A 25,558-nucleotide genomic window follows, 5' to 3' on the forward strand; every position below is an offset into this window, starting at 1 on the left:
GGCCCCCTGCATGACCCATGCCCAAGGGCAGAAGGTGGTGCAGAGGGCCCGGAGGCTGCCAATCAGCGTTGACGACGTGCGAGCGCAGCGCCTGCCATCAGCAGCATCGACACCAGCAGCAGGGCCAGCGGCTGGTTGGTGGGCACGGGCGTTGCCGCTTGCGATGGCGGCACCACCACATCGGCAGGCACGGCGACCAGCACCGGATCGACGATGGCGCCGTTGACCAGGCCGTCTTCGTCGAGCGGGCCGCCGTCGGTCACGGTATAGCGGACCACGCCGCCGGCCATGCTGGCGCCGGCGATCTCGCTGACCTGGCGCTTGCCGTCTGCTGCGGTATGCACCTTCATCACGCGGCTGTTGGCGGGCAGGTCGGCGGGCACCTCCAAGCGGACCTGGGCGCTGAAGCCTTCATGGGCGCAGCCCGACAGCGTGAAGGACAGCAGACCGGTGGCGGCTTTCAGGCCGGCGGGCAGCAGGTCGGCAGGCACTGCGCTGACGCTGGCGTTGGACTGGTCGCAGCGGGTGGCGGCCTGGATGTTCAGGGCCATCGCGGGCAGGTTGCCGCCGGGCGTGGGCAGCTGGGTGTCGATGAGGTCCTGCACCGGTGGCTCGGGCTCAGGCGCAGGGTGGCCCAGCTCGAAGGAGCCGGTGGCGCTCCAGTCGGACCAGTTGAGGTGCGTATCGCGCACGCGCACCCGCCAGTACCAGCGCTCATCCTGGCCCAGCTGCAGCACCTGCGGGGCCTGGCCCTGGAAGGGGTCCCAGGCCGAGCCCTTGCTGCCATCGGCCTTGGCCAGCTGCGCATAGCACTGGCGGCCGCCCTGGCGCTCAGCGCCGCTGTCACCGTCTTCATCCCACTTGTAGCCGCAGCTCCAGCGGTCACGCAGGCTGTTGCCGCCGGCAATGATGGCGCTGGTGAGCTTGCCGCGCTCCGTGCCCGCATCCACATTCGGGTAGACGCGCTGGGGGTTGGCCAGCAGGTAGCCCAGCGGCAAGGTCGCAATATCGGCATCCTTTTGCGTGTTGACGCGCACACCATTCAGGTAGGTCCAGTTCTCGCTGCGGGTGTCGTTGCCCCAGACGTCGTAGACCGGTTGGCCGGCGGCAAACTGCGGGTCCTTGGAGACCTGCCATTGCGCCTCATAGAGCGCCGGGCCTGCGCCTGTGCGGTAGGCGAGCTTCAGGCTGGCCGGGTCGACCTGGCCGAGCTTGGCCTGGACCAGCTCCGGCTGGAAGGACCAGGCCTGGCTGGTGATCGCGATGCTGTCGTCGGGCGTGCTGCTGGTGGTGGACGCACCCAGGTCGTAGCGCTTCCAGGTCAAAGCCGGGGTGGCGCTGCCAAAGCTGGCTTCCAAGGTGCCGTAGCCAAAGCTGAGCTTGGTGTTGGCGATGACGTCCAGGTCGCTGTCATCGCTTTGCTTGGCGCCTTCGAGCGCGCCGCTGCCCGAAGCCACATTCAGCCAGAGGTGGCGGCTGTTCATCGAATTGCCGCGCTCGTAGAAGTGCACATGGCCGTTCAAGTTGGCGGTGATGGCGCCGGTCGTGCGGCCATAGTCTTCCATCTGGGCGATGAAATCGCAGGTGGCCATCACCTCGCCTTGGCGCCATTTTTCGCTCAGGCAAGGGTGGTGGTTGAGCAGCACCATATAGGGCTTCTTGTCCACACGGGTCTGGGCCATCAGGCCGGTAAACCAGTTCAGGTGCTCTTGCATGTAGTCGGCGCGAAAGAGCCCGCGGCCGTTGTCGTAGCCGGTCCAGCCGCCGGTGTTGTGCATGGCCGAGGCGGGGTTGAAATCGCTGCCGACAATGCGCATGCCCAGGTAGTCCAGCTGGTACCAGTGCAGCGGGTGCTTTTGAGAGCCATTGGCGGGCATGCGGTTGAAGTACTTGCGGTAGGTCTTGGCCCAGCTTTTCTCGCTGCCGGCGCTGGCCTGCTCGCCGCCAAAGTACTCGTGGTTGCCGGGCGAGGGGATCAGCGGCACATAGGCCGTGATGGCGGCGAGCGGGCCGAAGAACTGGTCTTTCCAGTTGCTGCGCGTACCGCCCGATCCGACCAGGTCGCCGGGCACCATGAAGCCGGCCAGGCTCTGCGCGCACTGGGCAGCAGAGCCCGCGCAGTCGTTGTTGATCACGCCCAGGGTGATGTTCTTGAGGCGGTTGGCCAGGCCATCCTGGGTGTCCGAGACCACGGCGAACTTGGCGCTGGCAACGCCATCGCCCTCGCGCGGCCAGGTCTTGAACTGGAAGGGGCCGGCCAGCTTGGGCGCTGCACTGGTGCCGGTGACCACCGCGTACTCATAGAGCGTGTTCGATTGCAGGCCGGCAATATCGGCAAAAAATATGCTGCTGTCAGCAAAGTCACCCACCGGGTTGATGGCGGGCGCCAAGGTGTAAGGCCCGCTGCTGCCGGCCAGGCGCCACCAGATGGTGGGGGCCGGTTCGCTGGTCTCCAGCATCACCGCCATGTGGTCGGGGCCGGGGTTCTGCAAGGTGGGGCCCACGGTCAGCGCGGGCGCGTTGGCAGTGCTGGGCAGCTTGGCGGGGTCAAAGGGCTTGGGTGGTTCGCTGCTGGTTTGCGTCAGCACCACATCATCGAGGCCCCAGTACCAGTTGTTGTCGGTGTTCAGGTAGCTAAAGCGCAGGCTGACTTTTTTGGCGCCGGCCGGGGTACTGAAGGCCAGGCTCTCGGTCTGGTTCAGGCGCGAGGCACTGGTCTCATGCAGCAGGGTCTGCACGGAGCTGTCATCAAACACGGCCTCGACCTTGATGCTCTCCTTCTTGGTCGAGCCCATCTGGAAATGGTTGAGAAAGCCCAACGCGTAGCTGCCGCCGCCCAGCACCGCAATGCTGGGGCTTTCCATCACGGTGTTGAAGAACAGACCGCTGTTGGGCCGCAGGCCATCGGATTCGGCCACCGCGATCTTGCCGCTGGCCTTTGTCAGCTTGGCGCGATCGCCGCCCGAGACCTGGGCGGTCCAGTAGGCGGGCGTGACAAACTTCCAGCCCAGCCAGGGCAGTTTGGCGGCGGTGGAGCGGCCACTGGTGGCCACTGTCTCGGCATTCTCTAGGCGCATTGTCCAGCCAGCTGGCCCGGTCGTGCCCAGGCCGCTGGGTGCATCGGCGCCCGCCGCATTGAAATTCTCGCTAAAGACCACCGTTTGGGCCAGGGCCAGTCCGCTGACTGCCCAGAGCCCGGCGGCACACAGCTGCCGCAAGCTTGCTATTTTCATGAAACCTCCTGCCGTCAAGGCCGATGTGGTGAATGCATGTCGTCACCAGGAAGTGCAAAAAATAACAAGATTGCATGAAACTACAATGACGCGGGCGCAAAAAAGCCCTGCGCCAGAGGGCAGGGCTTGGAACTGCGATGGGGCTGCTGGGCGATCAGGCGAGCAGCGCCTGGGCAAATTCCTTGGCGCTGAAGGTCTCGAGGTCTTCGACCTTTTCACCCACACCGATGAAGTACACAGGGATGGGGCGCTCCTGCGCGATGGCGGCCAGCACGCCGCCCTTGGCCGTGCCGTCGAGCTTGGTGACGATCAGGCCGGTCAGCTGCAGTGCATCGTCAAAGGCGCGCACCTGGTTGAGCGCGTTCTGGCCGGTGTTGCCATCAATGACCAGCAGCACCTCGTGCGGCGCGCTGCCATCGGCCTTGGTGACGACGCGTTTGATCTTCTTGAGCTCTTCCATCAGGTGCAGCTGCGTGGGCAGGCGCCCGGCGGTATCCACCAGCACGACATCCTTGCCCCGGGCCTTGCCGGCGGTCACCGCATCAAAGCTGACGGCCGCGGGGTCGCCGCCTTCCTGGCTGATGATCTCGACGGTGTTGCGGGTGGCCCAGACGCCCAGCTGCTCACGCGCCGCAGCGCGGAAGGTGTCGGCCGCTGCCAGCAGCACGCTCTGGCCGGCATCGGCCAGGTGCTTGGTCAGCTTGCCGATCGAGGTGGTCTTGCCAGCGCCGTTGACGCCAGCCACCATGATGACCGTGGGGCTGTGCTCGCCAATGACCAGTGGCTTTTCCAGTGGCGCGAGCAGATCTGCCAGCGCGCTGGCCAGCAGGTCCTTGACAGCGGCGGGGTCGGTGGTCTTGCTGTCCTTGACGCGCTGCTTGAGGTCTTTGAGCAGATGCTGGGTTGCCTTGACGCCGGTATCGGCCATCAGCAGCGCCTCTTCGAGCTCTTCGTAGAGCTGCTCGTCGATCTTGGTGCCGGTGAAGACCGTGGCAATGCTCGAGCCGGTTTTGCGCAAACCGCTCTTCAAGCGGTTCATCCAGCTGTCGCGGCTGCTGGCGGGCTCGGATGCTATAGTGATAGGAGCTACCGGAGCCTGCGGAGCTTGTGTAACTGGGTTTTTCGTGACCGTTTCTGCAGCCGTGGGTGCCGGGGCTGCGGCCTTGCCGCCCATGCCCAGGCCACGCAGCCAGCCCGTCTTGGTGGGCTCGGCAGCCACAGGGCGGATCGGGGTCAGCGGCGCGCTGGGCACCTGGGGTGCGGGCGGCGGGACATCGGCCGCTGGAGCGGGCGCAGGCGCTGGCTCGGCGGCGGAAGGGCTGGGGGCTGCGTCGGCAGCGGGAGATTTTTTCTTGAAAAAACTGAACATTGTGCGCTACGTAGAATCAGCCTATTTTATGAAACGTTCCACCATTTTGCTGGCCTTGATGGCCTCCCTGGGCGCTGGGGCTTCTCCAGCCTGGGCCGCATCGCCTATGCCCACCACTGCCATCGCCTCCAATTCTGCTGGGGCCCAGCAGTTCAAACTGTCCAATGGCATGGACCTGATCGTACAGCCTGACAAGCGCGCGCCCACGGCGGTGCACATGGTCTGGGTGCGCGTGGGCTCGATGGACGAGGTCGACGGCCGCTCGGGCCTGGCCCATGCGCTCGAGCACATGATGTTCAAGGGCACGGCCACCGTAGCGCCCGGCGATTTTTCGCGCAAGGTCGCAGCGCTCGGCGGGCAGGACAATGCCTTTACCAACCGCGACTACACCGGCTACTACCAGCAGATTCCGTCGGGCAAGCTCGAAGAGGTGATGCGCCTGGAGTCAGACCGCTTTGCCAACAACCAGTGGCCCGACAGCGAGTTCAAGAAAGAGATCGAGGTCATCAAGGAAGAGCGGCGCATGCGCACCGACGACAACCCGCGCGCCAGCCTGATGGAGCAGCTCAACGCTGCGACCTGGCAGGCCTCGCCCTACCACCGCCCGGTGATTGGCTGGATGGGCGACCTCGACTCCATGCACCCCGATGATGCCCGCGCCTTCCACAAGGCCTGGTATGTGCCGGAGAACGCGGTGGTGGTGGTCGCTGGCGATGTGGATGTGGACAAGGTGCTTGCGCTGGCCGAGAAATACTACGGCAGCATTCCAGCGCGTGCCTTGCCGGAGCGCAAGCCCCGGCCCGAGCCACTGCAAAAGGGCGAGCGCCGGCTCGACTACAAGGCGCCTGCCGAGCAGGCCTATGTGGTGATGAGCTTCAAGGTGCCCGACCTGCGCAACCTGGTCGAGCCCAAGGACAGCGACAAGGATGCGATGGCGCTGTTGATGCTGGGCTCTGTGCTCAGTGGCTATGACGGCGCGCGCCTGGACCGCCAGCTGACCCAGGGCCCCGGCCGCGTGGCTGACGCCACCTTCAGCGGTGCCAGCGTGGTCAACCGGGGGCCTTCCACCTTCTTGCTGGGCGGCGTGCCATCGCAAGGCAAGACCGCCAAGGACGTGGAGGCGGCTTTGCGTGCCGAGGTGGCCCGCGTTGCCAAGGAAGGCGTGGGCGAGGCCGAGCTGGAGCGGGTGCGCACCCAGTGGCAGGCCTCTACCGTGTATGAGCGCGACTCGGTCTTTGGCCAGGCCAATGACCTGGGCTCCAACTGGGTGCTGGGCTTGCCGCTCGATGCCAATGACAAGCTGCTGGCGCTGATGAAAACGGTGACAGCCGCGCAGGTGCAGTCGGTGGCTGCGCGCTATTTTGGCGATGACCAGATGACAGTGGCGACCCTGGTACCCCAGCCGCTGACCGATGCCGACCGCGCCGCGCAAAAGCGTAGCGGTGCCGCGACCAAGGACGGGGCGGTGCACTGACCAAACCCCGTGGCGGATGCACTGTTTGACGCACCCGCCAACGATTGTTTTTACCAGGACCTGCCGCAGATGGCAGCGGGCCCTGGCTAGCAGAGATACCCATGCGAACCTCTTTTTGCAAAACACTGGTCGGCGGCGCAGCCGCCTTGCTGGCCTGCCATTCGGCCTGGGCCTTGCTGCCCATTGAGCACTGGACCCAGGACAGCGGCGCCCAGGTCTGGCTGGTCAACAGCCCCACGATCCCGATGGTGGATGTGCAGCTGAACTTTGATGCCGGCAGCCGGCGCGACCCGGCGGACCAGGCAGGCCTGGCGAGCGCCGCGGCCATGATGGCCTCCAAGGGCGTCAAGGCGCAGGGCAGTGCGCCTGCGCTTGACGAGAACGCGGTCGGCGAAGCCTGGGCCGATCTGGGTGCCAGCTTTGGCGCCGGCGCCAGCAGCGATGCGCTGACCTTCTCCTTGCGCTCGCTGACCGATGGCAGCCTGCTGGGCCGCGCCGCTGACCTGGCGGCCCGCCAGATGGCCCAGCCCAGCTATGACGATGCCGTCTGGCAGCGCGAGCGCGAGCGCTGGAATGCCGCGATCAAGGAGGGCAATACCCGCCCTGCGGTGGTGGCGGGCCGCGCCTTCAACCAGGCCGTGTTTGGCAGCCACCCTTACGGGCAGCGTGCCACTGAAGAGACCCTGGCCCGGATCAGCCCGGCGGTGATGCAGCAGTACCTGGCGCGCTCGGTCGACGCCTGCCGCGCCAAGGTGACGCTGGTGGGCGCGCTGGACAAGGCCCAGGCCGATGCGCTGGTCAAGCGCCTGCTGGCCCAGGTGCCGGCCACGCCCAAGGCGCAGTGCGCGGCCCCCGCTGAGGTGCCGGCCGTGCAGCCGCTGGCCAAGGCCGATGACATCCAGATCGCGTTTGACTCGGCCCAGGCCCAGGTGCTGCTGGGCCAGCCCGGCATCCGCCGCGCCGACCCGGATTTTCTGGCCGTGCTGGTGGGCAACCATATTCTGGGCGGCGGCGGATTCGCGTCGCGCCTGATGGAAGAGGTGCGCGAAAAGCGCGGCCTGGTGTATGGCGTGTACTCGTCGTTCAACCCGGGGCTGGATGCCGGTGCCTTCCAGATCGGTTTGCAGACCCGGCCTGACCAGGCAGCCGAGGCGCTCAAGGTGACGCGCGAGGTGCTGAGCGATTTCATCGCCAAGGGCCCCACCGCCGAGGAACTGCGCGATGCCAAGGACAACCTGATTGGGGGCTTTGCGCTGCGCGTGGACAGCAATGCCAAGCTCTTGGGCAATGTGACCAATATCGCCTGGAATGGACTGCCTCTGGACTACCTGGACCACTGGACGGACCGGGTCGAAGCCCTCAGCGCCGACGATGTGCGCAAGGCCATGGCGCGCATGGTGCAGCCCGACAAGCAAGTTACCGTGGTCTTGGGAGCAAAACCATAATGGGACGCAGTGCCATCAAAAGCGAGGGCGCGCTGCGCGCCCTGGTGCAAAAGGCAGCCGCTGCGGCCGACGCCGCGCCTGACGCGGCGCCCGCCCGCAAGCGCGGCACTACCGGAAACTCGGGCAATGCCGCCCGCGTGGCAGCGTCCGCTGCCGGAGAGATCCGCATCATTGGCGGCCAATGGCGCCGCACCAAGCTGGCGGTGCTGACCCGCCCCGATCTGCGGCCCACGCCCGACCGCGTGCGCGAGACCTTGTTCAACTGGCTGGGCCAGGACCTGGCTGGCTGGCGCTGCCTCGATGCCTTTGCGGGCACCGGCGCGCTGGGGCTGGAGGCTGCATCGCGCAACGCGACCCAGGTGCGCATGGTCGAGTCCGATGTGCAGCTGGCCGCGCAGATCAAGCAGCTGGCGCAGAAGCTGGGTGCCACGCAGGTGGAGGTGAGCCGGGGCGATGCGCTGGCTGCGCTGCAGGCCTACACCGCGCACTGGGATCTGATATTCCTCGATCCACCATTCTCCGGCCAGCTGTTTGTGCCAGCGCTCAAGGCGGCGCAGGCGGCGGTGACGGCGCAGGGCTTTATCTACCTCGAAGCGCCCCAAGCCTGGAGCGACGAGGCCCTGGCCGAGCTGGGCCTGGTGCGCCACCGCTACCTGAAGGCGGGCGCCGTGCATGCGCACTTGCTCAAGAGGGCTGAGGACGCAGCCGGCTGAACGGGAATGCCTGCCCGCTGGCAGGGTGGTGGCAGAAATGGTTTATGCTGCGCTGCAATGTGCCAGGAGACTGGCACAACGATGATGCTTTGCAGGAGACAGACATGACACTGGCCATCTACCCAGGCACCTTTGACCCCATGACCCTGGGCCACGAAGACGTGGTGCGCAGGGCTTACCAGCTGTTTGGCAATGTGATTGTGGCCGTGGCCGAAGGCCACCACAAGAAGACCATGTTCTCGCTCAAGGAGCGCATGGACATGGCGCGCGAAGCGGTCAAGCACTACCCCAGCGTGCGGGTGGAGAGCTACTCGGGCCTGCTGCGTGATTTTGTCGTCGCGCAAGGCGGCAATGCGATTGTGCGCGGCCTGCGCGCAGTCACCGACTTTGACTACGAGTTCCAGCTCGCTGGCATGAACCGCTCGCTGATGCCCGATGTGGAAGCCGTGTTCCTGACGCCCAGCACCCGCTACCAGTTCATCAGCAGCACTTTTGTGCGCGAGATTGCGATGCTCAGCGGTGAGGTCGACAAGTTTGTCTCGCCCTATGTCGCGCAGGAGCTGCAGCGCAAGGTGGCGCAGCGCCGGGCCGAAGAGGCCTGATGGCCGCGCGCAACCCGCTCAGTGCTGGTGCATGACAGGGGGGCGACCACTCTCGAGCGGGTGGGGCCGCCGCACAATGTCATGCACATAGCGCAGCTTTTGCAGCGCCCCGGCCGATAGCGCAAAAGGATAGGCGTCCTGCTGGCCCAAGCTGCGGTTGAGGCTGTTGAGCAGCAAGGTCACCGGCACCCACTGCGCCACCATGTCTTCAAAGCGGGGGGGCGGCTGGACAAAGGGGTCGCTGATGGTGACCGAGGGGCGGCCTTCGGCCATCGTCAAATCGGTTTGGTAGCTGGCTGCGGTCTCCAGCATGTCGACCATGTGCAGGTAGTGGGCCCAGGATTCGGCCCAGTCTTCCCACGGGTGTGCGCTCGCATAGGCGCTGACGAATTGCGCACTCCACTGCGAGTAACCCGGCGGGTTGGCATAGTAGTCTTGCAGCGCTTGCGGATAGCTTTGGCGCTCATCGCCAAAGAGCTGGCGAAAGCTGTCGAGCTCGCCGCCATCGCGCACCAGCTTGTCCCAGAAGAAATGACCCGACTCATGGCGCAGATGGCCCAGCAAGGTGCGATAGGGCTCGTGCAGGGCCACGCGGCGGCGCACGCGCTCGTCATCGTCGGCCTCTGCGATGTTGATGGTGATGAGCCCGTTGGAATGGCCGGTGATCACCGGCTGGTCGGGCACATCGGCGAGAAACTGGTAGTGGGGCGTCCAGTTCGGCTGATCGGGGTGCAGCCCCAGGCGCGCCAACGTAACGTACAGCCGCCGCTTGGCGTTCTCCAGCTTTTGCCAGCGCAAGGTGTTGCCGCTGACAGAGAGATCGGGCAGCACCAGCGTCTGGCGGCAAGAGCTGCACAGCCTGTTGGGCTCGTCAGCAGGGATCGCAAAATTGCAGGCTTGGTATTGGTCGCGGTTGGCACACATGCGGTAGCGCTGGCTGCTGTGCGTCGCCTTGGAGGGAATGCGTTGCCACAAAGCGGCTGGCCCGCCGTCTGCAGATGCCGTGCCATCGGTGTTCACGGCTGCCATGGCCCCGACATCGTCGCAGTCCGGCAGGTAGGCCAGCGTTGCGCCGCAGTTGACGCAGTGCACGCTTTCAAAAAATACCAGGTGACCGCATTGGTCGCAGTGGAAAAGGCGCATCGGCCAAGCTTAACGCATCGCCGGTCAATTGACCATGGCCTTCAAGTCGGACACGGACGGGTGTATATGCGAAAAAAAACCAGCCGGCATGCACCAGCTGGTTTTTTGGCGAGCCAGGCTCGCGCCGCTTATTGCTTGACGATCAGGCTGTTGCGCACTTCGGTCACGCCCTTGACGCCACGAGCGATCTGACCGGCACGGTCCTTTTCCATTTGCGACTTGGCAAAGCCGGACAGCTGAACAATGCCGCCGTCCATGGTCTTGACATTGATGGAGCTGGCCGAGGTTTCCTTGTCTTCAGCCAGCTTGGCCTTGACAGCGGTGGTCACAGCGGAGCCATCGATGTATTCACCCACGGTTTCTTGCTTGCGAGCCACGGAGCAGCCAGTGGCTATCACCAGGGTTGCACCAGCAAAAGCAGCGATAGCGATAGTACGGGAGAGTTTCATTTTTTGTTTCCTCGCAAAGTGTTGTTAGGGTGCTTGAAAATCGATCGGCATCTGCACCGCACTTATCCGTTATATGCCGATAGATGCTTGAAAATCAGTCGCGACGGCGGGTCGCCATGATGACCAGGGTTGCCAATGCGGCACCTGCTGCCATGGCAATCGCCATCGACTTGCCCGGCTGGTCAGAGACGTACTCGTTGGCACGCTCTTGGGCACGGTAGAACTGCTCACGGGCACGGTGCGAGGAGTCAGCGGCGAGGCCAATGCCGCGCTCTGCCCAGTCCTGTGCACGGGAGGCAATGTGATCGATGGAATGGTTCTTTTCATGGCCGTATTCATCGATCGCACGCTCGGCCTTGTTGGCCGCGGACTTCACGGCACGGCGCGTGTGGCCCACCGCCTTTTCAGCGCCATCGAGCACGTCGTTGGCGGTGTCTTCTACCTTGTCCACAGCGTCCTTGGCAATTTTTTCGGTATCCATGAAATAGCCTCTTTCTATGATGTTCAATGAAGATCTTGCAGTGTACGTTGACCTGCGCGTACCGGATAAATGTATCGTGTGGTGAGCACAGGTTCAAGGGTTGTCAAAGCGCTACTTCTTCAACAATCCCATCAGGAACGATGCGACAGCGAGCACGATGAAAATCACAAACAAGATCTTGGCAATGCCGACCGCACTGGCCGCAATACCACCGAAGCCGAAGACGGCCGCAATCAGTGCGATGACCAGGAAGACAACAGCGTAATGCAGCATATTTTTTTCCTCATGTTGTTTGCTGTGCAAGAAGGTGCGAGCAATGACTGCATTCTGGCCGCTGCCCGCATGCAGCCTTGCCAGTAGGTGCGAAGAACAGGTGTAGGACAGCTCCCGCGATGTGTGGATGCGCGGCGGCGAAGACGCGGTTTGCAGGGGTGCAGCAAGGGCACCGCGCGTGGCTTTCGCGCGGTGTTTGGTGGACTGCTGTGCGGATGGGGAGGGAGGGGAGAGGACGCCAGGCTGCTGGCCGCAGCCCGGGCCCTTAGTTCTGCGGCAGATTGGCCGAGATGGTGGTGCCTTGCTGCGGGGCAGAGGCGATGTGCAGCCGGCCGCCACTGGCCTCGATACGGTGGCGCATGCCCGCCAGGCCGTGCGAGTTGGGGTGGGCCTGGCTGGGGTTGAAGCCGACGCCGTCATCGCGCACCTGCACGAACACATGCTTGGGGTGGCTTTGCAGGCTGATGAGCACATTGCGCGCCTGCGCGTACTTGCCGATATTGGTGAGCGACTCCTGGATCAGGCGGTAGATGCTCAGCTGCATGGCTTCGGGCACATTGATCTGCTCCAGACTCAGCTCGACGGCCACATTGCTGCTTTCGGAAAACTCCTTGGCCAGGATCTCCAGCGAGGCGGTCAGGCCCAGGTTGGACAGCGATGAGGGGCGCAGGTTTTCGATGATGCGGCGCTTGAGCGCGATGCCGCTGTTGAGGGTCTCGATCAGGTGCTTGATGCGCTCTTGCACATCGGGCGCTGCCATGTCGATCTTGGATTTGAGGCGCGCCACATCGAGCTTGGCCGTGGTCAGCAAGGCGCCCAGCTCGTCGTGCAGCTCGCGCGCCAGATGGGCGCGTTCGTCTTCGCGCACCTGCTGCAAGTGGGTGGCCAATTCGCCCAAGGTGGCGGTGCGCTGGCGCACCTGCTTTTCGAGCTGATCGCGCTCGTCCTCGAGCATGCGCTGCTCGCGCAGCATCAGGCCGGTAAGGCGGTTGGATTGGCGCAGGTACAGGTAGAACGCGAGCAGGCCCACGATACTGACGATGGCAATGCCCAGGCGTGCGAGGGTCAGGGACTTGAGAATCTCGGCCTCGTTGTGCATGCGCCGCTCGTTGCTGTGGATCACCAGCTCGTTGCTGAGCCTGCGCATGCTGTCCATCGTGGCCTTGGCTTCCGGGCTTTTGACCAGGAAACGCCAGGCCTCTTCCAGGCCCTCGCGCCGCAGTGCAATGCCCGTATCCATCTGGGTCAGGCGTTTGGCCACTTCACGGCCAAGCATCGACGAGGTCTGCAGGTCCTCGGGGAAGACGCTGTAGATGGCGCGCAGCTCATCGACCGCGTTGTTGACGTTGGTGCAGGCCTGCTGGTAGGCCGTCAGATTGCTGTCTTCGCCACTGAGCAGATAGCCGCGCGCATGGGTTTCTGCATCCACGACCTGCTGCATCAGCTTGTCCAGCGTGGTGCGCGTCTGGTAGGTGACCGTGAGGTTCTGCAGCGAATCGTGCGAGCGGTAGTAACCAGCTTCGTTGATGCCGATCAGCACGGCAGCGGCCAAAAAGGCGGCTGGCAAACTGATGGCCCATTTGCGCAAGCGAGACCAACGCATGGAGCTTCCTTTTTTGATGGTTTTTGGTTTATGCGAGTGATAATAGAGCAAACTTCGGGCAGCGCCAGCATGGGGCCGGTGCTGCAGTCTGCGCTGCATGAGGGGATATATGATTAAAGTTGGTATCGTCGATGACCACGCGATTGTGCGCTCGGGCCTCAAGCAATTTTTGGCCGAGCATGTCGATCTGCGCGTCGTAGGAGAGGCGGCCAACGGCCGTGAAGCCATTGACCTGGTGCGCAAGGAAGAGATCGACGTGTTGATCATGGACCTGTCCATGCCCGGCCAAAGCGGTATTGATGCGCTGGCCATGCTGCGCGCCAAGGCGCCCGACATGGGCATTCTGATCCTGAGCGGCTACCCCGAGGCCCATTATGCGATCAACCTGATCCGCCAAGGCGCCAGCGGCTACCTCAACAAGGAGTGCGACCCATCCGAGATTGTGGAGGCGCTGCGCACGATTTCGCTGGGCAAGCGCTACCTGACGCCGGCAGTGGCCGATCTGCTGGCCCAGCAGCTGCATCGCAAAGAGGATGCGCCCCCGCACGAGCAGCTCTCGGAGCGCGAATTTCAGGTGTTCTTGAAGCTGGCCAAGGGTGAGACGGCCGGCAATATTGCCGACCAGCTCTCGCTCAGCGTCAAGACCGTGAGCACCTACCGCACGCGTTTGATGGAGAAGATGGGCCTGGCATCGAACAGCGACCTGACCTACTACGCGCTGAAAAACGGGCTGATCGACTGAGCGCGCAGCGCCGTGCAAAACCAGCGGCCCATTTGGGCCGCTTTTTTGTGGTTGTCTGCAGGGCCAAATGGTGGGCCTCATGGTGGCCTCACTGCAGCTGGGATGTACGCTCCACGCAGTAGTCGATCAGCGCATCGATGTCTTCGGATTTGTCGAAAACCCGGTTGGCGCCAAGCTGGGCGCAGCGCTCGCGCATACTGGGTGTGGCGTAGTTGCTGAGGATGACCAGATGCTGGTGTGGCGCGCGTTCCTGGAGCTTTTCCAGAACACCCAGGCCACTGCCTTCGAGCAAGAAGATATCGACCACCGCCAGATCCCAGTCGGTCGAAGGGTTGCTGAGCCAGCTGGTGGCGTCAGATTCGGTGCTGGCATGCCCCACGGTCTCCACCTGGGCCAGGTCTTCCAACGTGGCTATCAGGTTGTCGCGGATGGTCTTGTTGTCTTCAACCAAATAAGTTTTCAAACGGCGATGCATATACGGCTACACGGGTGTGTCTTACCGTAACAATGATAGCAACAAGCCGTAGGCACGCCATCGGTCTGAAAGGATGGCCTAAGTAGGACAAGGCCTCGTAGGTTTATTGTTTGTCTATTATTGTATACATAAAACAAATAATAAGCTGAGATATCAAAGGTGTTGCTCACCGCAGACGGGGCATTGCGGGTTGCGGCTGACCCGCATCGTGCTCCATTCCATGTCCTTGAGCTCGAGCATCATCAGACGCCCATCGAGGCTGCGGCCAATGCCGGCAATGAGTTTGAGCGCTTCTGCAGCCTGCATCGTACCGATAATGCCCACCAAGGGTGCAAATACCCCCATTGTCGAGCAGCTGGCTTCCTCGAACTGCTCTTCGGGCGAGAACAGGCAGGCATAGCAGGCAGCGCCTTTGTGGCGCCTGTCAAACACGCTGATCTGGCCATCAAAGCGGATGGCCGCGCCGCTGACCAAAGGCTTGGCCAGCGCCACGCAGGCGGCATTGATGGCCTGGCGCGTGCGGTAGTTGTCGGTGCAGTCCAGCACCACGCTGGCATCGCCCACCAAGGTCTGCAGCCGCTTGGCATCGACCCGCTGCTGCACCGTATGGATCTGGACATGCGGATTGATGGCCTGCAGGCTGGCTGCGCAGGAGCTGACCTTGGCCTGGCCCACGCGCTCGGTCGTATGGGCAATCTGGCGCTGCAAATTGGTCAGGTCCACCGTGTCGTCATCGACCAAGGTGATGCGGCCCACGCCGGCCGAGGCCAGGTACATCGCTGCCGGGCTGCCCAGGCCGCCCGCGCCAATCACCACCGCATGGGCGGCGAGGATGGCCTCCTGGCCTTCGATGCCGACCTCATCCAGAAAGATATGGCGGGAGTAGCGCAAAAGTTGCTCGTCGTTCATGGGCTTATTGTCGGAAAAAACAAAGGCCGCAGCAGGAACTCTGCTTGCGGCCTTTTGACGCAGCGCAACGAAGGTTGGGCGCTACAGCTTGACGGCTTTACTTCTTGGGCTCGCTAGCGGGCGGCAGCTTGGTGTCGTCCGTGGTGGACTCTGCGGGCTTGTCGCTCGTGCTGGTCTTTTCCTCGTCCTTTTTCTCGGCCGGGCGCTCGGTCTTGGTCTGGCTCACCTGCACGGGCTCACCCTTGAGCTGGTGCAAGGCCTGCTGCAGCTGGAAGTCCTTGTCCGAGCCGAACTCGGGCGGACGGCGCTCGGAGGCGGGCTTCTTGCTCTCTTCGTCCAGGCGCTTGAGCGCCGCTTCACGGGCCTTCTCGCGGGCTTCGTCCTTGACTTCGGGGCCTTGGCCGCTGGAGAGGTGCTTTTCCAGATCCGCTTCGCGGGTGCGCAGCGCGGCAAACAAATCGCCTTCGGCCGACTCGTCGACCATGATGTCGGGCACGATGCCCTTGGCCTGGATCGACTTGCCGCTTGGCGTGTAGTAGCGCGCCGTGGTCAGCTTGATGCCGGTGTCCGGACCGAGGGGGCGCACGGTCTGCACCGAGCCCTTGCCAAAGGTCTGGGCGCCCATGATGGTGGCACGCTTGTGGTCCTGCAGCGCGCCCGAGACGATCTCGGAGGCCGATGCCGAACCTTCGTTGACCAGCACCACCAGCGGAATGTTCTTGATGGCAGCGGGCAGCGACTTGATCGGGTCACTGCCGCGGCGCGCGTAGAACTCGGGCGATGCGCGGAAGATCGCCTTGCTCTCGGCCAATTGGCCATCGGTGGTCACCACGGTCACATTGGGCTGCAGGAAGGCCGCCGAGATGGCCACGGCCGCATCCAGAAGGCCACCGGGGTCATTGCGCAGGTCCAGCACCAGGCCCTTCAAGTTCGGGTCCTGTTTGTACAGGTCATCGACCTTGCGCACGAAGTCGTCGACCGTGCGTTCCTGGAACTGCGAGACGCGCACCCAGCCGTAGCCCGGCTCGATCATCTTGGCCTTGACCGACTGGGTCTTGATCTCGGTGCGGGTGATCGTGACGGGGAAGCTGCGGCTCTCGTCCTTGCGCAGAATCGTCAGCACCACCTTGGTGTTGGGCTCGCCGCGCATGCGCTTGACCGCATCGTTGAGCGACAGGCCCTTGACCGCCGTGTCATCGATCTTGGTGATCAGGTCGTTGGTCTTGAGGCCGGCCAGGTCCGCCGGTGAGCCTTCGATGGGCGAGACGATGCGGATCAGCCCGTCTTCCTGGGTAATCTCGATGCCGACGCCGACGAACTTGCCGCTGGTGCCTTCCTGAAACTCGCGGAAAGACTTCTTGTCGAAGTACTGCGAGTGGGGATCGAGCCCGGAGACCATGCCCGAGATGGCATCGGTGATCAGCTTTTTGTCATCGGCCGGCTCGACATAGTCGGTCTTGATCAGGCCGAACACCGCCGACAGCTGCTGGATTTCTTCCAGTGGCATGGGCGACATCACGCCCCTTGCGACCGTCTGCAAAGACACAGTGGTGAGCGCGCCGGCGACCACGCCCAGTGAAACCCAACCGGCAATCTTCAATTTTTGGCCCATATGCTCGCAACTTTCTATAGCGTGCCAATATACACCCAAGCGCCTGCGCTGGTGCGGCGCAGCAGCGGTTTTCGGGTGCTAAGACAAGTATTTACTTTCGCCGGCCGCCCGCTGGCGCGGGCAAGCGGCATCGGCTGACACCAAGAACTTCTGCGCGCCTGCCGATCAGGGCGGGGGCCCGATCTGGTTCGGCGGCGCTGGCATTTTTTGCCGCGATGGGGGCTGCGTGCCCCGCCTGTCTACCGCACCGACGCTGCCTGGCTCGGACTCCAGGCATGGCCAGTAGTTCCCGGCGGGGCCTACGGGGCCGCCCTTGGGTGGGCTGCCCGTCGGATCAGGCCTTGCCCTGGGAGGCGACTGCAGCAGCGGCCTTGGCGGCAGCTTCGGCGTCACCCAGGTAGTAGTGGCGCAGCGGCTTCAAGCTGGCGTCCAGCTCATAGACCAGCGGGATGCCGTTGGGGATGTTCAGGTTCACGATGTCGCTGTCGGAGACGCCATCGAGGTACTTGATCAGCGCGCGGATGGAGTTGCCGTGGGCGGCGATCACCACCCGCTCGCCGCGCTGGATGGCTGGCGCAATGGCTTCGTTCCAGAACGGCACGACGCGCTCGACCGTGTCCTTGAGGCATTCGGTCAGCGGCACCTGGTTGGCAGCACCGGCGTAGCGGCGGTCGGTTTTCTCGCTGCGTGGATCGGTAGACTCCAGCGCGGGCGGCGGGGTGTCATAGCTGCGGCGCCAGACCAGCACCTGCTCATCGCCAAACTTCTTGGCGGTTTCGGCCTTGTTCAGGCCTTGCAGCGCGCCATAGTGGCGCTCGTTGAGCTGCCAGCACTTTTGCACCGGCAGCCAGGTGCGGTCCATCTCGTCCAGGGTGTGCCACAGCGTACGGATGGCGCGCTTGAGCACGCTGGTGTAGGCCACATCGAAGTCATAGCCCTCGGCCTTGAGCAACTGGCCAGCCTGCTTGGCTTGCGCCACGCCGGTGTCGGTCAGGTCCACATCGGTCCAGCCGGTGAAGCGGTTTTCCAGGTTCCAGGTCGATTCACCATGGCGAATCAGGACAAGCTTGTACATGCAATCCTCGTGCGATAGTCAAAAATCGGTGCGTGTCGCTGGCGGGTGGCGCTAGAGGGGCCTGGGCAGCCCGCCGCATTCACAATGGCGCCGATTGTAGAGGCAGGCTTAAATCCCAGGGCGCTTGCAGAGCTTGCCAGGCAGCGCCTGGTGCGCGTTGGGGGTGGTGCTAAAGGCTTTTGCCGCGCAGCGGCATGGTGGCCCTTTTAGAATGTGCGGCTGTTTGAGCATTTTTTGACAAGGGACTTGTGTGAACTTTCTGATCGACAACTGGTATCTGATCGTGCTGGTACTGGGCTCGGGCGCGATGCTGATGATGCCCGCCATGAAGAACATGGGAGGCGGCACGCTCAGCCCCGCCAACGCCGTGGCACTGATCAACCGCGAAAAAGCCGTGGTGGTGGATGTGTCGGACGCGCAGGAATTCGGCGCCGGCCATATCGCCAATGCCAAGAATGTGCCGCTGGACCAGCTCGAAGCGCAACTGCCCTCGGTCGTCAAGAACAAGGCCTTGCCGCTGATTCTCGTTTGCGCACAGGGCCAGCGCTCGCAGCGTGCCGTGGCCGTGGCCAAGAAGCTGGGCTACACCAATGTGCAGGCCCTGGCCGGTGGCATGAAGGGCTGGCGCGCTGCCAGCATGCCGCTCAAGAAGGCTTGATTTTTGGGGTTCATGGCCCCAGATACTGGCTTTAGACACCCACTACAGAGCTGGCGGCCTTGTGCAGGCCGCCGCCGCAGGACACTCCGATGCAAGCTGTAAAGATGTATACCACCGCCGTCTGCCCCTACTGCATTCGCGCCAAGCAAGTGCTCAAAGCCAAAGGCGTGGAGCAGATTGAAGAAATCCGCATCGACACCGATCCGGCCCAGCGTGCGGTAATGATGGAGACGACCGGCCGCCGCACCGTGCCGCAGATCTTCATTGGCGAGACCCATGTCGGCGGCTGCGATGACCTGATTGCGCTGGACCAGCGCGGCGAGCTGACCCCCTTGCTCCAAGCCTGAGCCCGCGCATCCCTTCACTGGCCGGCGGGCGCCCGGGCTTTTCCATGCTGACACTTTGCCATTGCATAATGGCAGGCTGCATGCGAGGGGCGCACACACCGGGCGGCATCGCAGCTGCACTCCATTCCTTTTTCTAGCGAAAGACAGACAACCATGGCGGATCAAGAAAATCCCGTGTTCCAAATTCAACGCGTGTACCTGAAGGACGCGTCGCTGGAACAGCCCAACTCGCCAGCTATCTTGCTGGAGCAAACCCAGCCGAGCGTGGACATCCAGCTGGGCGTGGAAGCCACCCCGGTGGCCGATGGCATTTTCGAAGTGGCGGTCACCGCCACCGTGCAGACCAAGATCGAAGACAAGACCGTGTTCCTGGTGGAAGCCAAGCAAGCCGGTATTTTCGAGATCCGTGGCATCCCTGACGACCAGATGGGGGCCGTGATCGGCGTGGCTTGCCCACAGATCGTCTACCCTTACCTGCGCGGCAACGTGGCAGACATCGTGACCCGCGCCGGCTTCCCGCCTGTGCACCTGGCGGAAATCAACTTCCAGGCCATGTACGAACAGCAACAAGCCCAGGCCAATGGCGCTGGCGCAGGTGCCGCACTGGCCCAGTAATCGCTTGCTGCCAACGCAAGGGCCTTGCAGTCTCGGTTGCAAGGCCTTTGTTGTATCTGCTGGGTAAGCAGCTGCAGGCAGCGCCACCGTTTGAGTTGATGTAAGAAGGGGTTGTGGCTATGAAGATCTTGGTGATTGGCGCCGGTGCCTGGGGAACGGCTTTGGCCATGCATGCTGCCGCACGCCACCGCGTGCAGCTGTGGGCGCGCGATGCGCAGCAGGCGGGCCAGTTGCAAACCAGCCGTGAGAACCAGCGCTATTTGCCAGGCATCCGCTTGCCCGATGCCTTGGAGGTGACGAGCGGCGATCTGCAGCCCCTGGTGGCCCAGGCTGAATTGATCGTGCTGGGCACGCCGATGGCGGCACTGCGCGGCGGCCTCACGATGCTGCGCGACTGCCAGGTGCCGGTGGCCTGGCTCAGCAAGGGTTTTGAAGCCGTGCCCGCCGATGCCCCTGCCGGCAGCCATGGGCTGCTGGGCAACGAGGTCTGCGCCCAGGTGGCGCCCGCGCTGCACGCCGGCGTGCTGAGCGGCCCAAGCTTTGCGCAGGAAGTGGCCCAGCACCAGCCCACGGCCCTGGTGGCGGCCAGCCGCCATGGCGATGTGCGCGATGCGCTGGTCGCGGCCTTCCATGGCGACAACCTGCGCGTCTATGCCAATGAGGACATCAGCGGGGTCGAAGTGGGCGGCGCCGTCAAGAACGTGCTGGCCATTGCCACAGGCTTGTGTGATGGCCTGCACCTGGGGCTGAATGCCCGCGCCGCGCTGGTGACGCGCGGCCTGGCCGAGATGACACGTCTGGGTGTGGCGCTGGGCGCGCAGACCGATACCTTCATGGGGTTGTCGGGCCTGGGCGATCTGGTGCTGACGGCGACGGGCGACCTGTCGCGCAACCGCAAGATCGGCCTGTTGCTGGCGCAGGGCCAGAGCCTGGAGCAGGCGGTGCAGTCGCTCGGCCATGTGGCCGAAGGCGTCTACAGCGCCCGCACGGTGCTGCAGCGCGCCCAGAAGCTGGGCGTGGAGATGCCGATCACGGCCGCCGTCGTGGCCTTGCTCGACGGCAGCCTGTCAGCCCCCGATGTGGTGCAGGCGTTGATGGGGCGCGAGCCCCGCGCTGAATAAGCGGGGCCCTGAACAACGCGCTTCAGGCCTTGGCCAGCAGACCGATCAAGGCCGGCAGCATGGCATCGCCATGCCGGGCCTGGACCTGGTCCTGCAAGGTGGTCGCAGCCGCATCGGCAATCAGGCTGGGCGCCTGCGCATCGTGGGCCATCGTGGCGTAGTAGCTCAAATCCTTGGCGGCGTTGGAGATCGAGAACGCAATGCCCGAGGGGTCATCGGCCAGGATATAGGACTGCAGCCGGTCCAGCGCCACGCCCGCGCCGCCGCCCGCAGCCAGTACGCTGTGGAAGGCCTGCATGTCCATGCCCTGCTTGCGCGCGCAGGCGGTGGCCTCGGCCAGCAGGCTCATCTGGCCCACCGAGACAAAGTTGTGCAGCAGCTTCATGCGGTGTCCGTCGCCCAGTGCACCGACATGGGTGACCTGGCTGGTGAAGGTGGCCAGCACCGGTTGCACCTGGGCCAGCACGGCCGCATCGCCACCGACGAGCAGATTGAGCTGGCCGTCATGCGCCTGCTTGGAGGTCTTGGTCATCGGTGCATCGATGAACTTGCCGCCCGCAGCCTGCACGGCCTGGGCCATGCGCACCGTCGATGCGGGCACGGCTGTCGAGCAATCGATCACCACGGTGCCGGGGCGCAGTGCCGACAGCAGGCCTTGCTCGCCAGTCAGCACGGCTTCGACCTGGGGCGAGCCAGTCACGCAGAGGATCACCACATCGCAGTGGCTGGCCAGTTCGGCCGGGCTTTGGCAGGTGCGTGTGCCCAGGCTGAGCAGCTCGGTCAGCGGCTGGTTCCCAGGATGCTCCAGCACATAGAGTTGAAAGCCTTTGGCGGCGACATTGCGGGCGATGCCGTGGCCCATCAGGCCGACCCCGATCAGGCCGACGACGGGCTGGGCTGTTTGCGATGACATGGAAATCTCCTGGCGGTGCGCAGCAATGCGCAAAGGCTCCCAGCGTACCGCAAGCCCTGTGCGCCAGGGGGGCTGCGGGCGCGGCCGCAGTCAACTTGGTGACCGGCGGGACCGCAGCCCGATTCAGCGCGCGCGCAGTTCGGCCAGCACCTCCAGCGCGCGGTCGGTGCGCACATCGTGCTCGGCGGCCAGGCGCTTGGCGACCTGGTCGACCTCGGCACCCACGGCCCCGGCCACCAGCGCGATATTGCGGGCATGCAAGGCCATGTGGCCGCGCTGGATGCCTTCGGTGGCCAGCGCCCGCAGCGCGCCCAGGTTTTGCGCCAGGCCGACGGCCGCGGCAATCTCGCCCAGCTCCTGGGCCGATGTCACATCCATGATCTTCAGCGCCAGGCGCGCCAGCGGATGCGTCTTGGTCGCGCCGCCCACCAGGCCCACGGGCATGGGCAGCTCGATGGTGCCCACCAGCGCGCCGCTGCCGTCTTTCTCCCAGGTGGTCAGCGAGGTGTAGCGCCCGTTGCGGCTGGCATAGGCATGGGCGCCGGCCTCCACCGCACGCCAGTCGTTGCCGGTGGCGACGATGACCGGGTCGATGCCGTTCATGATGCCCTTGTTGTGGGTGGCGGCGCGGTAGGGGTCGATGGCGGCAAAGGTGTAGGCATCGAGCACGCCCTCGATGATTTCTTCGCCGCTGCGCTCGGCAGTCGCCAGCGTCTTGGGCGTCAGGCGCACGCGGGCGCGGGCCAGGCGCAGATCGGCCAGGTTGGACAGAATGCGCAGCCGCACCGCGCCGCCGGTGATCTGCTCGACCAGCGGCGAGACCGATTCGGCCATGGTGTTGACGGTGTTGGCGCCCATCGCATCGCGCACATCGACGATCAGATGCATGACCACCATGGGGCCCCGGGGTGAGTCGGGGAAGACATGCACCTCGATGTCCTTGCAGCCGCCGCCCAGGCCGATCAGCACCTTGTCGCGGCTGTTGGCCAGCGCCAGGATCTGCTCGCGCGCCTGGTACAGCGCCAGCCGCACGCCATAGGGGTCCTGGATGCCGACTATCTGCACCTGGGCGCGCATCAGCGGCTGGGTGCTGGAGGTCTGAAACCCTCCGTCCTCGCGTGCCAGCTTGGCCATGTACGAGGCCGCCGCGATGATCGAGGGTTCTTCGACCGCCAGCGGCACCAGCACATCGCGGCCATTGATCTGGAAATTGCTGGCCACGCCCATCGGCAGCTCAAAGGTGCCGATCACGTTTTCGATCATGCCGTCGGCCACGTTCGTGGGGAGGGCCCCTGGCTGGGCCAGCAGCGCGTGGTCTTCGGCGCTCAGCTGGCAGGCCTTGGCGATGACATCCCAGCGCTGGGCGGGGCTGAGGGCGCGGAACTGCGGCAGACGGGAATCGGTGGCCATCGGTGTCTCCTGGTGATTTTTTGAGGAATGCGAAACGCAGAGCCACCAATCTACCTAAACTGTACCCTTCTAGACAGGTACAGTTTGCCGGGACAGTGCTGCTGCATTGCAGCATCGGCGCCTGGTCTTCCCCAAGGAGCGCCCATGCCCCCAGCCTCTGGCCGCAAGGCCTCGATTGCAGAAAAGCTGGCCGCGATGCTGGGCCGGCAGATGGCCGATGGCGTGCTGCGCGCGGGTGACAAGCTGCCGTCACTGCGCGCGTTGGCGCAGCTGCATGGCTATGCCAAGAACACCGTGGTGGCGGCCTTTGAGCTGCTGGTCTCGCGCGGCCTGGTCGAGGCGCGGCGGGGATCGGGCTTTTATGTGCTGGCCCAGCGCCCGGTGGCAGCCGTGCCTGCGGCCGAAGACAGCGCCCCGCTGCAGCGCGCGATGGATGTGGTCTGGCTGATGCGCGAGCAGCTCAAGACCCAGCCCGATGCGCTGGCGTTGGGTGATGGTTTCCCGCCGGTGGACTGGCTGGCCGATATGCGCCTGGACCGTTACCACCACCAAGTGGTGCGTACGGGGCTGGGCGCGCTGTTCCGCTACGGCAGCCGCCTGGGCTATGCGCCGTTGCGGGACAGCCTGGTGCGCAAGCTGGGCATGTTCGGCCTGGCGGTGACGCCCCAGCAGCTGCTGCTGACGCAGGGGGCCAATGACGCGCTGGACCTGGTCATCCGCCACTGGGTGACGCCGGGCACGACGGTGCTGGTGGACGACCCGGGCTACTACCTGCTGTTTGGCAAGCTCAAGCTGGCCGGCGCGCGCGTGCTGGGTGTGCCGCGCCAGGCCGATGGCCCGGATGTGCTGGCGCTGGAGCGGCTGCTGCAGAACGAGCGCCCGCGCCTCTTCTTTACCCAGTCGCTGGCGCACAACCCCACGGGCTCGGACCTGAGCGCCGCCAAGGCCTGGCGCATCTTGCAGCTGGCCGGCCAGCAGCAGATGCTGATCGTCGAAAACGACCCGCTGGCTGATTTCAAACCAACTTCGGCCACACGCCTGTCGGTGCTGGACCAGCTGGCGCGCACGATCTACATCGGCAGTTTTTCCAAGTCGTTCTCGGCTGCGCTGCGGGTGGGCTTTATCGCCTGCCACCCCGATCTGACCAGTGACCTGGCCGATCTGCGCAGCCTCATCCACGTGAGTGGTTCGGAGTACTGCGAGCGCATGGTCGATGTGATGCTGCGCGAAGGCCAGTACGAGCGGCACCTGGTGCGGCTGCGCGGGCGCCTGGGCCAGGCCACGGCGCAGGCGCTGGCCTGGATGGACCGCCAGGGCTGCGAGGTGTTTGCGCGCAGCGAGCAGTCTCTGTATCTGTGGGCGGCCTTTCCCGGCTGCGAGGATTCCGCGCAACTGGCCGAGCAACTGCGGGCCCGGCAGGTGACGATGGCGCCGGGCCGGGTGTTCAGCCTGGACAGCAGCGCGACCTCGCGCTGGTCGCGCTGCAATGTCGGGGCCATGCAGTCCCCGCGCCTGGACGCGGCAATGGCGCCATGGCACGCGGCCCCGCGCTGATCAGAGGCCCAGCTCCAGCGCCAGCAGCTCTTCGACCGTCTGGCGGCGGCGGATAAGGCGCGCCTGGCCGTTGTCGACCAGCACCTCGGCGGCCAGTGGGCGGCTGTTGTAGTTGCTGGACATCGAGGCGCCGTAGGCGCCGGTGTCGTGGATCACCAGCAGATCGCCCACCTGCGCATCACCCAGCGGACGGGGCAGCACCACGCCGGCCTCGCCCTGGGTGAAGACATCACCGGATTCGCACAGCGGACCGGCGACAACGGCCTCGCGCTGCACAGGCAGCACGCCGGCGCCACGGCGCTGCACATGCATCGCGTGGTAGCTGCCGTACATCGCCGGGCGCATCAGCTCGTTGAAGCCGGTATCGACCAGCACAAAGTGGTTGCTGCCGGCATCCTTGGTCGCGCGCACCGTGCCCAGCAGCACGCCCGATTCAGCCACCAGGTAGCGGCCGGGTTCAAGCTCCAGGCCCAGGTGGTGGCCCACCAGCGCCTCGGCCTGCTTGCGCGCCGCATCCCAGAGGCCAAAGTAGTGCTGGGTGTCGATGGTGGCGTCACCGTCCTTGTAGGGGATGGACAGACCGCCGCCGGCCGAGATGGCCTGCAGGCGGTGGCCGGCGGCGTGGGTGCGCTCGACCAGCTGCACCATCGCGCCGCAGACCTCTTGCAGGTGGCCGTAGTCCACGCCCGAGCCGATGTGCATGTGCAGGCCCACCAGCTGCAGGCCGCGCTCGGCGATCACCGCCAGCGCCATCGTCAGGTCGCTGTGCCAGATGCCGTGCTTGCTGTGCTCGCCGCCGGTATTGGTCTTGTTGCTGTGGCCATGGCCAAAGCCGGGGTTGATGCGCAGCCAGACCGCATGGCCGGGCGAGGCCTGGCCCAGCTGGTGCAGCATGTCGATGGAGCCGGCATTGACGGGGATCTGGTGCTCGACCACGGTGGCCAACGTGGCCTCGTCCATCACATCGGCGGTGAACACGATGTCGGAGGGCTCGCCAAAACCGCCCTGGTAGCCGGCTTCCAGCGCGCGCAGCACTTCGCCGCGCGAGACCGCATCGACCTTGACGCCTTGCGCCCGCATCAGCTGCAGCACATGGATGTTGGAGCAGGCCTTTTGCGCAAAGCGCACCGTGTCGAATGCCTGGAGCTCGGCGATGCGTTGGCTGATGGTGGCCGCGTCATAGACCCACAGCGGGGTGTTGAAGTCATCGGCCAGCTGCCACAGCAGATCGGGGGAGAAGGGGTTGCTCATAGTCGGTGTGCCGGAAGGCGTGGAATCGGAAAAACAGCTTGCCAGTGTGCCTGGGGCAGGGTATTTGGTCTAATGCTTATTTATCGGGATG

General features: G+C 64.6%; 24 protein-coding genes. 10 read left to right on the forward strand and 14 right to left on the reverse strand.

The features are described 5' to 3' along the window. Window positions 1-62: 62 nt before the first annotated feature. Together N4T19_RS21355 and ftsY are read right to left on the reverse strand one after the other, a co-directional pair. Window positions 63-3,233: a metallophosphoesterase family protein gene (locus N4T19_RS21355; RefSeq protein ID WP_260718968.1), complete on the reverse strand. Its 3,171-nt coding sequence runs from the start codon at window positions 3,231-3,233 to the stop codon at window positions 63-65. A 154-nt stretch (window positions 3,234-3,387) separates the two neighbouring features. Further along, window positions 3,388-4,602, reverse strand: coding sequence for a signal recognition particle-docking protein FtsY (gene ftsY / locus N4T19_RS21360; protein ID WP_182345106.1), 1,215 nt, complete (start codon window positions 4,600-4,602; stop codon window positions 3,388-3,390). A gap of 28 nt (window positions 4,603-4,630) precedes the next feature. Here ftsY and N4T19_RS21365 point away from each other — a divergent pair, with 28 nt between their 5' ends. From N4T19_RS21365 to coaD, 4 genes are all read left to right on the forward strand, one after another. Beyond that, the gene (locus N4T19_RS21365; RefSeq protein ID WP_260718969.1) at window positions 4,631-6,076 is read left to right on the forward strand and encodes a M16 family metallopeptidase; all 1,446 of its coding nucleotides are present in this window, start codon (window positions 4,631-4,633) and stop codon (window positions 6,074-6,076) included. A gap of 101 nt (window positions 6,077-6,177) precedes the next feature. After that, on the forward strand, window positions 6,178-7,521 hold the full coding sequence (locus N4T19_RS21370; RefSeq protein WP_260718970.1) for a M16 family metallopeptidase: 1,344 nt from the start codon (window positions 6,178-6,180) through the stop codon (window positions 7,519-7,521). Then, complete coding sequence (gene rsmD, locus N4T19_RS21375; RefSeq protein ID WP_182345109.1) at window positions 7,521-8,234, forward strand: 16S rRNA (guanine(966)-N(2))-methyltransferase RsmD; 714 nt, start codon at window positions 7,521-7,523, stop codon at window positions 8,232-8,234. The genes N4T19_RS21370 and rsmD overlap by 1 nt, the downstream gene beginning before the upstream one ends. Before the next feature lie 104 nt (window positions 8,235-8,338). Then, window positions 8,339-8,836: a pantetheine-phosphate adenylyltransferase gene (coaD, locus tag N4T19_RS21380; RefSeq protein ID WP_043339436.1), complete on the forward strand. Its 498-nt coding sequence runs from the start codon at window positions 8,339-8,341 to the stop codon at window positions 8,834-8,836. A gap of 18 nt (window positions 8,837-8,854) precedes the next feature. On the opposite strand, the gene N4T19_RS21385 is transcribed toward coaD, so the two are convergent. The 5 genes from N4T19_RS21385 to N4T19_RS21405 all read right to left on the reverse strand — a co-directional run bounded on the left by N4T19_RS21385 (window position 8,855) and on the right by N4T19_RS21405 (window position 12,785). Then, window positions 8,855-9,979: a zinc-binding metallopeptidase family protein gene (locus N4T19_RS21385; RefSeq protein WP_116924708.1), complete on the reverse strand. Its 1,125-nt coding sequence runs from the start codon at window positions 9,977-9,979 to the stop codon at window positions 8,855-8,857. A gap of 128 nt (window positions 9,980-10,107) precedes the next feature. Further along, the gene (locus N4T19_RS21390; RefSeq protein ID WP_260718971.1) at window positions 10,108-10,428 is read right to left on the reverse strand and encodes a BON domain-containing protein; all 321 of its coding nucleotides are present in this window, start codon (window positions 10,426-10,428) and stop codon (window positions 10,108-10,110) included. Window positions 10,429-10,522: 94 nt separating this feature from the next. Further along, a complete protein-coding gene (locus N4T19_RS21395; RefSeq protein WP_021026245.1) occupies window positions 10,523-10,909 on the reverse strand; it encodes a hypothetical protein in 387 nt (128 codons plus the stop codon). 111 nt (window positions 10,910-11,020) lie between these two features. After that, the gene (locus tag N4T19_RS21400) at window positions 11,021-11,182 is read right to left on the reverse strand and encodes a DUF1328 domain-containing protein (RefSeq protein ID WP_021026244.1); all 162 of its coding nucleotides are present in this window, start codon (window positions 11,180-11,182) and stop codon (window positions 11,021-11,023) included. Between the two features lie 265 nt (window positions 11,183-11,447). After that, window positions 11,448-12,785 carry a sensor histidine kinase gene (locus tag N4T19_RS21405; RefSeq protein WP_116924710.1) on the reverse strand — a complete coding sequence of 446 codons (1,338 nt, stop codon included), beginning with the start codon at window positions 12,783-12,785 and terminating at the stop codon, window positions 11,448-11,450. A 109-nt stretch (window positions 12,786-12,894) separates the two neighbouring features. Here N4T19_RS21405 and N4T19_RS21410 point away from each other — a divergent pair, with 109 nt between their 5' ends. Beyond that, window positions 12,895-13,527, forward strand: coding sequence for a response regulator (locus N4T19_RS21410; protein ID WP_021026242.1), 633 nt, complete (start codon window positions 12,895-12,897; stop codon window positions 13,525-13,527). 88 nt (window positions 13,528-13,615) lie between these two features. Here the strand turns inward: N4T19_RS21410 and N4T19_RS21415 are convergent, their stop codons facing one another. The 4 genes from N4T19_RS21415 to gpmA form a co-directional block, all read right to left on the reverse strand. Continuing rightward, window positions 13,616-14,002 carry a response regulator gene (locus N4T19_RS21415; protein WP_021026241.1) on the reverse strand — a complete coding sequence of 129 codons (387 nt, stop codon included), beginning with the start codon at window positions 14,000-14,002 and terminating at the stop codon, window positions 13,616-13,618. A gap of 153 nt (window positions 14,003-14,155) precedes the next feature. Next, window positions 14,156-14,911 (reverse strand): HesA/MoeB/ThiF family protein, encoded by a 756-nt coding sequence (locus tag N4T19_RS21420; protein WP_116924711.1) that lies wholly within the window; start codon window positions 14,909-14,911, stop codon window positions 14,156-14,158. A 97-nt stretch (window positions 14,912-15,008) separates the two neighbouring features. After that, window positions 15,009-16,523, reverse strand: a complete 1,515-nt coding sequence (locus tag N4T19_RS21425) for a S41 family peptidase (RefSeq protein ID WP_116924712.1) — start codon at window positions 16,521-16,523, stop codon at window positions 15,009-15,011. Window positions 16,524-16,857: 334 nt separating this feature from the next. Next, the gene (gene gpmA, locus N4T19_RS21430; protein WP_116924713.1) at window positions 16,858-17,598 is read right to left on the reverse strand and encodes a 2,3-diphosphoglycerate-dependent phosphoglycerate mutase; all 741 of its coding nucleotides are present in this window, start codon (window positions 17,596-17,598) and stop codon (window positions 16,858-16,860) included. Between the two features lie 250 nt (window positions 17,599-17,848). On the opposite strand from gpmA, the gene N4T19_RS21435 reads away from it, so the two are divergent. The 4 genes from N4T19_RS21435 (at window position 17,849) to N4T19_RS21450 (ending at window position 20,339) form a co-directional block, all read left to right on the forward strand. Beyond that, a complete protein-coding gene (locus N4T19_RS21435) occupies window positions 17,849-18,256 on the forward strand; it encodes a rhodanese-like domain-containing protein (protein WP_116924714.1) in 408 nt (135 codons plus the stop codon). Between the two features lie 89 nt (window positions 18,257-18,345). Next, a complete protein-coding gene (gene grxC / locus N4T19_RS21440; RefSeq protein WP_116924715.1) occupies window positions 18,346-18,603 on the forward strand; it encodes a glutaredoxin 3 in 258 nt (85 codons plus the stop codon). Window positions 18,604-18,756: 153 nt separating this feature from the next. Next, complete coding sequence (gene secB, locus N4T19_RS21445) at window positions 18,757-19,218, forward strand: protein-export chaperone SecB (protein WP_116924716.1); 462 nt, start codon at window positions 18,757-18,759, stop codon at window positions 19,216-19,218. Window positions 19,219-19,337: 119 nt separating this feature from the next. Further along, a complete protein-coding gene (locus N4T19_RS21450; protein ID WP_116924717.1) occupies window positions 19,338-20,339 on the forward strand; it encodes an NAD(P)H-dependent glycerol-3-phosphate dehydrogenase in 1,002 nt (333 codons plus the stop codon). A 22-nt stretch (window positions 20,340-20,361) separates the two neighbouring features. Here the strand turns inward: N4T19_RS21450 and N4T19_RS21455 are convergent, their stop codons facing one another. Both N4T19_RS21455 and N4T19_RS21460 read right to left on the reverse strand, forming a co-directional pair. Further along, on the reverse strand, window positions 20,362-21,258 hold the full coding sequence (locus tag N4T19_RS21455; protein WP_409935214.1) for an NAD(P)-dependent oxidoreductase: 897 nt from the start codon (window positions 21,256-21,258) through the stop codon (window positions 20,362-20,364). Between the two features lie 117 nt (window positions 21,259-21,375). Next, window positions 21,376-22,662, reverse strand: a complete 1,287-nt coding sequence (locus N4T19_RS21460) for a hydroxymethylglutaryl-CoA reductase, degradative (RefSeq protein ID WP_260718972.1) — start codon at window positions 22,660-22,662, stop codon at window positions 21,376-21,378. Window positions 22,663-22,806: 144 nt separating this feature from the next. Between N4T19_RS21460 and N4T19_RS21465 the strand changes: the two genes are divergently transcribed. Continuing rightward, window positions 22,807-24,216 (forward strand): aminotransferase-like domain-containing protein, encoded by a 1,410-nt coding sequence (locus N4T19_RS21465; protein ID WP_260718973.1) that lies wholly within the window; start codon window positions 22,807-22,809, stop codon window positions 24,214-24,216. On the opposite strand, the gene lysA is transcribed toward N4T19_RS21465, so the two are convergent. Then, window positions 24,217-25,467 carry a diaminopimelate decarboxylase gene (gene lysA / locus N4T19_RS21470; RefSeq protein ID WP_260718974.1) on the reverse strand — a complete coding sequence of 417 codons (1,251 nt, stop codon included), beginning with the start codon at window positions 25,465-25,467 and terminating at the stop codon, window positions 24,217-24,219. Window positions 25,468-25,558: the final 91 nt, after the last annotated feature.

Source organism: Comamonas squillarum (assembly GCF_025309455.1).
Classification (GTDB): Bacteria; Pseudomonadota; Gammaproteobacteria; order Burkholderiales; family Burkholderiaceae_C; genus Comamonas; species Comamonas squillarum.